We start from the raw sequence: 6,328 nt of genomic DNA, 5'->3' as shown, positions 1-6,328 counted from the left end.
CCGCTCTTCGCTGGCCGTCGCCGCGAATAGCGGCGGGCGCTTTTCCAAGCCCCTCGTCCGCGCGCCCGGATCGGCGCGCCTGCTCGCATTTTAGGAATACAGCCCATGCTCGGCGGCATCGCCAAGGCCCTGTTCGGTTCGTCCAACGACCGATACGTCAAGTCACTCCAACCCATCCTCGCGCGGATCGCCGGCCACGAGCCCGTGTTGCAGGCGATGGCCGACGACCAGCTCGCGGGCCAGACCGCCGTCTTCCGCGAGCGGCTGGCCAACGGCGTGACGCTCGACGACCTGTTGCCCGAGGCGTTCGCGACGGTACGCGAGGCGGCGCGGCGCGTGCTGGGGCAACGCCACTATGACATGCAGATGGTCGGCGGCATCGTGCTCCACCGTGGCGAGATCGCCGAGATGCGCACGGGCGAGGGCAAGACGCTGGTCGCGACGCTCGCCACCTATCTCAACGCGCTGCCGGGGCAGGGCATCCACGTCATCACCGTCAACGATTACCTCGCCGCGCGCGACGCGGACTGGATGGGGCAGGTCTATCGCTTCCTGGGGCTGACCGTCGGGGTGATCGTGCCCAACCTGACCGACGAGCAGCGGCGGCAGGCGTATGGCAGCGACATCACCTACGGCACGAACAACGAGTTCGGCTTCGATTACCTGCGCGACAACATGAAGTACGACCGCGCCTCGATGGTGCAGCGCGCCTTCGCGATGGCGATCGTCGACGAGGTCGACTCGGTGCTGATCGACGAGGCGCGCACGCCGCTGATCATCAGCGGGCCCACCGACGACAAATCCGAGCTGTACATGCAGGTCGACGCGGTGGTGAAGCAGCTGTCCCCCGACGATTACGAGAAGGACGAGAAGCAGAAGTCGATCATCCTGACCGAGGACGGGACGGAAAAGACCGAACGGATGCTGGAGGCGGCCGGGCATCTCGAAGGCGACAATCTGTACGATTTCGAGAACACGCAGGTGGTCCACCACCTCAACCAGTCGCTGCGCGCCAACGTGATGTTCAAGCGCGACACCGACTATATCGTCAAGGACGGCAAGGTCATCATCATCGACGAGTTCACCGGCCGCATGATGGACGGCCGGCGCTGGTCCGATGGGCTGCACCAAGCGGTGGAGGCCAAGGAAGGCGTCGCGATCGAGCCCGAGAACCAGACGATGGCGTCGATCACCTTCCAGAACTATTTCCGCATGTATCCCAAGCTGTCGGGCATGACCGGGACGGCGGCGACCGAGGCGGCGGAGTTCTACGACATCTACAAGATGAACGTCGTCTCGATCCCGACCAACGTTCAGGTGAAACGCGTCGACGAGGAAGACGAGTTCTACAAGAACACCGCCGACAAGTTCGCCGCGATCGCCAAGAAGATCAAGGTTCATGCCGAGCAGGGCCAGCCGGTGCTGGTCGGCACCGTCTCGATCGAAAAGTCGGAGCTGTTAAGCGAGTTCCTCCAGCAGGAGGGCGTCGCGCATTCGGTGCTCAACGCGCGTCAGCATGAGCGCGAGGCGCACATCGTCGCGCAGGCCGGGCGCAAGTCGGTGGTGACGATCGCCACCAACATGGCCGGGCGCGGCACCGACATCCAGCTCGGCGGCAACCTGGAGTTCCGGGTCAATGACGAGCTGGCGCACCTGCCCGAGGGAGCCGAGCGCGAGGCGGCGATCGCGCGCGTCCGCGACGAGATCGCGGCGGAGAAGCAGGAGGTGCTGGCGGCGGGCGGACTGTTCGTGCTTGGCACCGAGCGGCACGAGAGCCGGCGCATCGACAACCAGCTGCGCGGCCGCTCGGGGCGGCAGGGCGATCCGGGGCTCAGCCGCTTCTACCTGTCGCTCGACGACGACCTGCTGCGCATCTTCGGCCCCGACACGTTGTTTGCGCGGATGATGCGATCGAACATGGAGGACGGCGAGGCGATCGGCTCCAAGTGGCTGACCAAGGCGATCGAGACCGCGCAGAAGAAAGTGGAAGCGCGCAACTACGACATCCGCAAGCAGGTCGTCGAATATGACGACGTGATGAACGACCAGCGCAAGGTGGTCTATGAGCAGCGCGCGGACATCATGGATGCGGACGCGGTGGGCGACATGGTCGCGGACATGCGCGCCGAGTCGGTCAATGCCGTCGTCGGCGAGACCTGCCCGCCCGGCTCCTATCCGGAGCAGTGGGACGTCGCCGGCATGAAGCAGCGGCTGGCCGAGCTGTTCAACGTCGAAGCGCCGGTGGAGGACTGGCTGCGCGAGGAGGCGATCGACCCGGAGCTGGTCGAGGAGCGCGTCCGCATCGCCGCCGACGCGGTCGTCGAGGCGAAGGCGAAGGACTTGGCGCCCGACATCTGGATGCAGCTGGAGAAGCAGATCATGCTCCAGAACCTGGACCATCACTGGAAGGAGCATCTGTCGACGCTCGACGCGCTGCGCCAGGTCGTGCACCTGCGCGCCTATGCGCAGAAGACGCCGATCAACGAGTATAAGCAGGAGGCGTTCGCGTTGTTCGAGCGGATGCTGGACGGTATCCGCGAGGAAGTGACCCGCACGATCGCGCATGCGCAGTTCCAGTTCCAGGCGCCACCGCCACTGCCGACGCTACCCGACTTCATCACCACGCATTTCGATCCGTTCACGGGCGAGGACGACTCCCGTGATGTCGACGCCGGCACGCGGGGATTGGTGCAGACGCAGCTGCCACCGTTGCAGATGGTGCGCCCGGAGCAACCGGACCTGGGCGACAATCCGGAGCATTGGGAAGGCCGGGTCAACCGTAACGCGCCCTGCCCGTGCGGGTCGGGGCGGAAGTACAAGCACTGTCACGGCTCGGTGAGCGTGTATGGTGGGAGTAGGGAGTAGGGAGCAGATTTACTCCGTCATCCTCCTTTCTGCGCAAGCGGGATTGCCGCAGCCCTTTTATGGCGTGACCGGATAAGCGAGACTCCGGGCCGAGCCCAAACGAGAAAAAGGGCGGGCCGGCAAACGCCAACCCGCCCTTTCTCAATAAGCCAAGGTGCCGGACGACACGCATGGTCGCCGGCCGCTCGCGGCCTCAGCTGCGCCGGTGTGTCTGCTCCGGCGTCACGATCGTCGGTCCGATCCGCTGGACCACATCATGCGCGTTGAAGGCACGGACGTTGTCGCGCGGGATGGGGCCGCGGCCGACGACGATCTCCGCCGTCGCCTCATAGCGCTGTACCGTCTGGATATCGAAGTCGTTGAAGGCACCGAAGCCGCCGCCATACCAGGGGCTCCAGCCGAAGCCGCCGCCATAGCCGAAGCCGCGTCCACCAAAGCCACCGCCAGCGAAGCCGCGCCCGTAATAGCGGTAGGACGGACCCCAATAGCCGCCAAAGCCGCCATAGCCCCAGCCCGGGCCGAAGCCGGGCGTGGTGTAGGTGCGCGACTGAAGATCGGTGTCACGATCCGCCATGACGAAGAAGTCTCCGCCGTTCTGAAGCGTGATCTCGGCGGCCCGGAACAGCAGGTAGCGCTCCACCGTGTCGCGCGGCGTCGAGCTGTTGCCGGCGAACGAGACGAGAAAGCGGTTCTGCTCGACCTGACGCTCCGAGAAACCGGTGCGGTCGAAGCCACGACCGGTCGCGGGGTGATAGGTGGTCTCGGACACGCAAGCACCGAGCAACAGCGCCGCCGACGCGGCACCGGCCAGCATCAGCCGGCGAAACGGGAACTGGGACATGATGGGCATCTCCACTCGCGGCCCGATGCCGCGATCCAACGGGAACGTGATAGGCGACCCGTGTGGAACGAGCGATGAACGGATTCGCTCCCGCCAATAAAACAGCCTGCTTTCAGGCAGTTGATGCAAGTGCGGCGGGCTGGTCGCGGGACGGAATACCGCGCTTAAACGCCCAGCAGGTGCAACGCGATCGTTCGCCGGTGCGGACGCCGACGATGCTCCCACAGATAGATGCCTTGCCACGTGCCAAGCGCGGGAGCGCCGCCGATCACCGGGATCGACAGCTGCACGCCGGTCAGCACCGCGCGCAGGTGCGCGGGCATATCATCCGGCCCTTCGTCGTCATGCTCGTAGGCGGTGCTCTCGGGCGCGATCCGCTCGATCCAGCGCTGGAGGTCGCGGCGCACGGCGGGGGCGGCGTTCTCCTGGATCGCGAGCGAGGCGGAGGTGTGGCGACAGAAGACGGTGAGCAGGCCGTCGCCAATGCCCTGCGCCACGACCCAGCCGACGACCTCGCGCGTGATCTCATGCAGGCCGGGGCCCGGCGTCGCGATCGTCAGCTCGGTCAAGGATTGGCGAAGGCCTGCGCTAGGGGCTGCGATGGCACTCACTCGCAGATGGCTCCCTGAGTTGGATTCGAACCAACGACCAAGTGATTAACAGTCACCTACTCTACCGCTGAGCTATCAGGGACCGTCTGCGTGTGGCCAAGTCATACACGCGTGACGGGAGGGATCAAGTCCTGGTGAGGGAGCAAGCGCGGCTACGCCGCGAACTGCTCCGCCGTGATCCGATCGTCCAGCGCGTGTTCCGGATCGAACAGCAGCGTCAGCTCGCGGGTGCGGTCCATCGCGATGTCGACGCGCGCGACATCGCGGATCTCGTGCTGGTCGGCGACGGCGGAGACCGGGCGCTTGTCGGGTTCCAGGACGCGCAGCGATACGCGCGTCTTGTCCGGCAGGATCGCGCCGCGCCAGCGGCGGGGACGGAACGGGCTGATCGGCGTCAACGCGATCAGCGCCGAGCCGAGCGGCAGGATCGGGCCCTGCGCCGACAGGTTATAGGCGGTGGAACCGGCCGGCGTCGCGACGAGAATGCCGTCGCAGGCCAGCTCCGGCAGCACGACCCGGTCATTGACTGTCACCTCCAGCTTGGCGGTCTGCCGCGTCTCACGCAGCAGCGACACCTCGTTGATCGCGGGCGACGTGTGCGTGCGTCCGTCGACGCCGGTCGCGGTCATGGTCAGCGGCGTGACCTGGAAGGGTCGCGCGCGGGCAAGGCGCTCGTCGAGCCCTTGAGGACGCCATTCGTTCATGAGGAAGCCGACGGTGCCCAGGTTCATGCCGAACACGGGTCTGGGCGCGCCCCGGCCGGCCAGCATGGTGTGCAGCGTCTGGAGCATGAACCCGTCGCCGCCCAACGCCACGACGATCTCGGCCTCCTCGACCGCGCACCAGTCCCATGCGCTCGCGAGCGCATGGGCGGCGTCGCGGGCCGGCCCGGTCGGCGAGGCGACCAGCGCGCGGCGCTGATGGCCCTCCGGGCTGGCGATCATCCGCCCGTGACGCTCATGTGCCGCGTCACGGCGGGGGCGGTACCGCGCCCGATGACGAAGGCGTGGCGCGCGGGCTTGATCCGCAGCGCCTCGTCGATCGCCGCGTCCAGCGCGGGCAAGCCGCCTTCCCGCAACGCCGCCTTCAGGTCGACCTGATCGTCATGGCCCAGGCAGGCATAGAGCTTGCCATCGGTGGTGAGGCGGACGCGGTTGCAGCCGTCGCAGAAATTGGCGGTCAGCGGCGAGATCAGGCCGAGCCGCGTCCCCGTGCCCGCGACGCGCCAGTAGCGCGCCGGACCGCCCGTGCGATGCGCGTCACGCACCAGCTCGTGGCTGGCGGACAGCCGCTCGAACACCCGCGTCAGCGGCACGAAGCGATCCACGCGATCCTCGTCGATCGCGCCCAGTGGCATCGTCTCGATCAGCGACAGGTCGTGACCCTGGCTCACGCACCAGTCGAGCAGCGCCGGCAGCTCGTCCTCGTTGAGGCCGGCGAGCGCGACCGTGTTGATCTTGACCGCGAGCCCCGCCGCCGCCGCCGCCGCGATGCCGCCGAGCACCTGCGTCAGATCGCCATGGCGCGTGATGAAACGGAAGCGATCGGGGTCGAGGCTGTCCAGGCTGACGTTGACGCGGCGCACCCCCGCCGCGTGGAGGTTCGCCGCGTGGTCCGCCAGCTTGGTGGCGTTGGTGGTGAGCGTCAGCTCGTCCAGCCCCGCACCGAGATGCCCGCCCAGCCGGCGGACCAGCTCGCCGACATCGCGGCGTACCAGCGGCTCGCCGCCCGACAGGCGGATCTTGGTGACGCCGCGCGCGATGAACCGCTCGGCGATGACCGCGATCTCCTCCAGTTGCAGCAGCGCATGGCGCGGCAGGAAGGTCATCGCCTCGCTCATGCAATAACGGCAGCGCAGGTCACAGCGATCGGTGACGGAGATGCGCAGGTAGCGGATGGCGCGGCCATGCGCGTCGATCAGCGAAGGCAGAGGCGCGGGCATGACCGACAGCTAGGGGTTGGCTGGAGCGGCGGCAAGGCTTGCGCGCGCGCGGGCCGCCGCTACAGCCCG

5 protein-coding genes and 1 tRNA gene are annotated in these 6,328 nt (G+C 67.3%); 1 reads left to right on the top strand and 5 read right to left on the bottom strand.

The window, feature by feature from the left end; translation table 11 throughout:
* Window positions 1–105: 105 nt before the first annotated feature.
* Window positions 106–2,865: a preprotein translocase subunit SecA gene (gene secA / locus HUU95_RS05770; RefSeq protein ID WP_174279240.1), complete on the top strand. Its 2,760-nt coding sequence runs from the start codon at window positions 106–108 to the stop codon at window positions 2,863–2,865.
* A 193-nt stretch (window positions 2,866–3,058) separates the two neighbouring features.
* Here secA and HUU95_RS05765 read toward each other — a convergent pair whose 3' ends face one another.
* From HUU95_RS05765 to moaA, 5 genes are all read right to left on the bottom strand, one after another.
* Complete coding sequence (locus HUU95_RS05765; RefSeq protein WP_368039800.1) at window positions 3,059–3,715, bottom strand: CC0125/CC1285 family lipoprotein; 657 nt, start codon at window positions 3,713–3,715, stop codon at window positions 3,059–3,061.
* Window positions 3,716–3,870: 155 nt separating this feature from the next.
* Window positions 3,871–4,275, bottom strand: a complete 405-nt coding sequence (locus HUU95_RS05760; protein WP_254602646.1) for a secondary thiamine-phosphate synthase enzyme YjbQ — start codon at window positions 4,273–4,275, stop codon at window positions 3,871–3,873.
* A gap of 49 nt (window positions 4,276–4,324) precedes the next feature.
* Window positions 4,325–4,399 (bottom strand) — tRNA-Asn (locus HUU95_RS05755).
* A gap of 70 nt (window positions 4,400–4,469) precedes the next feature.
* A complete protein-coding gene (locus HUU95_RS05750) occupies window positions 4,470–5,261 on the bottom strand; it encodes an NAD kinase (RefSeq protein ID WP_174279239.1) in 792 nt (263 codons plus the stop codon).
* Window positions 5,258–6,259 carry a GTP 3',8-cyclase MoaA gene (gene moaA, locus HUU95_RS05745; RefSeq protein WP_174279238.1) on the bottom strand — a complete coding sequence of 334 codons (1,002 nt, stop codon included), beginning with the start codon at window positions 6,257–6,259 and terminating at the stop codon, window positions 5,258–5,260. The genes HUU95_RS05750 and moaA overlap by 4 nt, the downstream gene beginning before the upstream one ends.
* Between the last annotated feature and the right edge of the window lie 69 nt (window positions 6,260–6,328).

Source organism: Sphingomonas bacterium (assembly GCF_903643065.1).
Classification (GTDB): domain Bacteria; phylum Pseudomonadota; class Alphaproteobacteria; order Sphingomonadales; family Sphingomonadaceae; genus Sphingomonas.
This window is presented reverse-complemented; position numbering and strand designations above follow the sequence as displayed.

Coding starts and splice junctions, on each gene's coding strand:
- secA (WP_174279240.1), top strand. CDS start 106: ATGCTCGGCGGCATCGCCAAGGCCCTGTTCGGTTCGTCCAACGACCGA.
- HUU95_RS05765 (WP_368039800.1), bottom strand. CDS start 3,715: ATGCCCATCATGTCCCAGTTCCCGTTTCGCCGGCTGATGCTGGCCGGT.
- HUU95_RS05750 (WP_174279239.1), bottom strand. CDS start 5,261: ATGATCGCCAGCCCGGAGGGCCATCAGCGCCGCGCGCTGGTCGCCTCG.
- moaA (WP_174279238.1), bottom strand. CDS start 6,259: ATGCCCGCGCCTCTGCCTTCGCTGATCGACGCGCATGGCCGCGCCATC.